We start from the raw sequence: 2,999 nt of genomic DNA on the forward strand, positions 1-2,999 counted from the left end.
GCGGCCACCCCCGCGGCCTGGCCCGTCGCGGCACAGGTGGCACCCACGCGCGCCGATCCGAGTGCCTCACGGTCCACCGAGATGCACCGGCCGGCCACGAGCAGGCTGTCGGTGTCCCGGGGCAGCAGGCTGCGGTAGGGGATCTCGTAAGGGAGCGGCACGTACATGGCGTGGACGCCGACATCCCCGGCCGGGTGCACGTCGATCGGCCAGCAGCCGACCGCGATGCCGTCGTCGAACCGGGCGTTGGCACGGATGTCGTCGCCGGTGAGCGTGTACTCCCCCACGAGGCGTCGTGTCTCGCGGACGCCGATCTGGGTGCTCGTGTGCAGCAGCCGCCCGTCCGCGAAGGCCGGGCTGTACTCGCGCAGGGCGTCGAGCAGTACGACGGTGTCCTTACGGCCGGTGACTTCCGCGCGGGTGAGCTCCTCCGCGTCGGACGCGTCGCCCACCACCCGGGTGGTGTTGACCCAGGCGATGTCCTTCTCCATGCCACCGAACCACGGGCCGCCGAACGGCGGCAGCTCGCCCCGTGCCCTGGCCGCCCGCATGGCGTCCACGTCCAGGTCGATGTCCCTGCGCGTGGAGGCGTACCGCCCCAGCAGCGGCTGCTTCAACAGCGTCGCCTCCGGGCCGATGGGTATCCGCACCGATGCGTTGTGCTCGCGTTCCGCGTCCGGTGCCACGTTGCCCACCCGGAACGGCATGGTCATCGGCTGCAGTGTGTTGCCCTTGGCCCAGTCGGAACCGGCGCGGGCCACGACGTCACCGTTTCCGGTGCAGTCCACGGTGACCGAGGCGCGGATGGCGCGACGGCCGTCGACGTTCTCGACGTACACACCACGCACGGCGCCGTCCTCGACGATCGGGCGGGCGCCCCAGCTGTGCAGCAGCATGCCGATGCCCTCGGTCTCGATCATCTCGTCGGCGACCCGCTTCATGACCTCCGGATCGGAGTTCAGCACCCAGCCGTCACCGTCGACGGCACCACCCTCCTTCGCGGCACGGGCGAGCCACTCCGCGGGGACACCCTCTACGCAGCGCTGGTACGGGCGCAGCCAGGAGTTGTAGCCGGCGAGTGTGAGAACCATCCCCGCGGTCCACATTCCGCCGAGAAATCCGTGCCGCTCGACCAGGAACGTGCTCGCGCCCGCCCGGGCCGCGGCGACGGCGGCGCACACACCGGCCGGACCACCACCGACGACCAGGACGTCGACGTCGGCCACGACCGGGATCTCCCGGGCCTGTTCATACACCGTCACCTGCTGCTTTTTCGCATGCGGCATCGCTGTGTTCCTCTCAGTTCGTCCTACGTCGGTTCGTCTTACGTCAGTCGTCGCCGCCGGCGGAGGCGCGAATCCTCAGCTCCGGGGCGAGGTAGATGTTCGAAGCGGGAGCGGTCGAGCCCTGGATGCGCTCGAACAGCAGGTCCGCGGCCCTCGCACCGATGTCGTCGGCCGGGGGGCGGACGCTGGCCAGCGCGGGCTGGAGGTATGCGGCGAACGGCAGGTCACCGTGGCCGATCACCGTGACCTGCCCAGGCACGTCGATGCCCCTCTCGGACAGTGCGCGGTACAGACCGAGCGCGAAGTAGTCGCTTCCGGTCAGGACCGCCGCGCCCGGTTCGATTCCGCTCACCAACTGTTGGGCGCACTCGTAGGCGGCCCCCGGTTCCCACGGCTGCACCCGCCGCCCGCGCACCGACGGTGGCACCAGCATGACGGTGCCGTCGTGCACGGGGAGGCCTCGTTCGGCGAGCGCGCGGTGGAAGCCGGCGCGCCGGTCGGCGGCCGAGGAGAACGGCACGTCCTCCTCCAGCAGGTAGACGGCGGAGGCACCGGTGTCGATCAGATGGGAGACGGCTTCGTGGGCCCCACGCTCGTGGTCGACACCGACGAAGTCACACTCGAAGCCGTCCAGTCCACGGTTGACCAGCACGATCGGCACCCCGGAGTCCCGCAGCCGCTGCCAGTGCTCCGCGCCCTCCTGAACGGGGATCACCACGGCTCCGTCCACCCCCCACCGCAGGAGCGCCTCCGCCGCCTCCCGCTCCGTCTCCAGGTCCTCCTCGGTCACCATGAGCAGCAGCGAGTAGCCGTTGGCGCGGCAGCGTTCCTCGACGGCGCTGATCAGCAGCGCGTAGAACGGGTTCGCCGGATGGGTGATGACCATGCCCAACGTCATCGCGGCACCGGAGACCAGGGACCTGGCCATCGAGTTCGGCACATAGCCGAGGCGTTCGGCCTCCGCGCGGATGCGGGACCTCAGCTCCTCACCGACCGAGTCCTTGCCCGCCAGCGCCCGCGAGACGGTCTTCACGGAGACCCCCAGTGATTCGGCGATCGTCTTGAGCGTCACACGCCCGCCAGCTCGCATCATGTTCCTTTCCCGCCGTCGCCAGCCCTGAAGGTAAACGTTTACCCTCAATGCCGCGTCCGCTCGGGGTAATCGTTGGGGTTAGCGGTTACCTTAAGGGCGCCTCATCGCGTCGTCAATGCTCTCCGCCTGGTCTCCGCGCAGGCACCGGCAGGGCCGACGCCTGCGTCACGACCGGGACCACGAGGAGGCCCGCGGCCTCGGCGGACGCGCCATGGCGATCCTCGCGTCCTGGCGGCCCCGGCGGAAGCTCCGCTGTGGCACCCCCCGGATCACAACCGTCGTCCGAGCCGTCGTCGCCTTCGAAAACTTGCCACCTGGCCAAGAGGCAGACGGCTCACCGCATCGGTCCGCAACTCTGCTCAGCACTCGTCTGCCACGGCCTGGTGGCAGCACGCCTGCCTTGGTGACCACCCTCGCGCTCCGGCTCAGCCGGGTGCGCCCGGGCGACGGCCGGACCGAATGTCCATGCATACGTGCTGACGTCATGGGCACCCGCATTGCATCCCCGAACGCCTGGCCTACCGAGGGAATTCGGCGGGAAGCCACGATGATGCAAGGCAGGTGAAAACATGGCGGCCTCTGAGAAGAACGGCAGCGAAAGCGGCGAGAACGGCGACAGC

Annotated in this window: 2 protein-coding genes; both read right to left on the bottom strand. The window is 69.8% G+C overall.

Features of this window, described 5'->3' with window-relative positions; genetic code table 11:
* Positions 1-1,286, bottom strand: a 1,286-nt coding sequence (locus IH13_RS0114130; protein ID WP_051835839.1) for an FAD-dependent oxidoreductase, incomplete at its 3' end; no start/stop codon positions are given.
* A 43-nt stretch (positions 1,287-1,329) separates the two neighbouring features.
* On the bottom strand, positions 1,330-2,358 hold the full coding sequence (locus IH13_RS0114135) for a LacI family DNA-binding transcriptional regulator (RefSeq protein WP_234433296.1): 1,029 nt from the start codon (positions 2,356-2,358) through the stop codon (positions 1,330-1,332).
* Between the last annotated feature and the right edge of the window lie 641 nt (positions 2,359-2,999).

This window comes from Streptomyces sp. NRRL WC-3549, assembly GCF_000721935.1.
Lineage (GTDB): Bacteria > Actinomycetota > Actinomycetes > Streptomycetales > Streptomycetaceae > Streptomyces.